Origin of the sequence: Pseudomonas sp. LJDD11 (assembly GCF_024584215.1) — a bacterium.
In the GTDB taxonomy this organism is placed as follows: Bacteria; Pseudomonadota; Gammaproteobacteria; order Pseudomonadales; family Pseudomonadaceae; genus Aquipseudomonas.
Map to the genome: position 1 here is coordinate 1 of NZ_JANJFL010000141.1, position 533 is coordinate 533.

2 protein-coding genes are annotated in these 533 nt (G+C 57.4%); one reads left to right on the forward strand and one right to left on the reverse strand.

Going from position 1 to position 533, the window contains the following annotated elements; translation table 11 throughout:
- On the forward strand, positions 1-322 hold a 322-nt coding region (locus tag NRB16_RS29210; RefSeq protein WP_257107612.1), incomplete at its 5' end, for a class III extradiol ring-cleavage dioxygenase.
- Between the two features lie 72 nt (positions 323-394).
- On the opposite strand, the gene NRB16_RS29215 is transcribed toward NRB16_RS29210, so the two are convergent.
- Positions 395-533 (reverse strand): DbpA RNA binding domain-containing protein (locus tag NRB16_RS29215; protein WP_257107613.1); only part of this gene is annotated, 139 nt, incomplete at its 5' end.

The window sequence follows — 533 nt, forward strand, 5'->3', positions numbered from 1 at the left end:
CCTGCGCGAGCAGGGCGTACTGATCATAGGCTCCGGCAGCATTACCCATAACCTGCGGGAACTGGACTGGAATGCCGGCCCTGAAAGCATCGAGCCCTGGGCGAAAGCATTTCGTGACTGGATGATCGAACGACTGGAAAGCAACGACGAGTCGGCACTGCACAATTACCGGACCCTGGCACCCCACGCCGTGCGCAACCATCCGAGCGATGAGCACCTGTTGCCTCTGTATTTCGCCCGTGGAGCTGGCGGCAGATTCAGCATTGCGTATCAGGGCTTCACCATGGGCGCACTGGGCATGGATATCTACCGCTTCGACTGAGCAACTCCCGAGCAAAAAAAATCCCCGAACCAGTCGGGGATTTTTTTATCTGACGATCAACTCAAGAGTCGATCAGTCTTCGCGATAGCGACGCAGCTTCAACTGCTTGCCAGCAACGCGGGTGTCCTTGAGCTTGGTCAGCAGGCGCTCAAGGCCATCTTCCCGCAGTTCGACCAGGCTGAAACTGTCACGAACCTGGATACGGCCGATC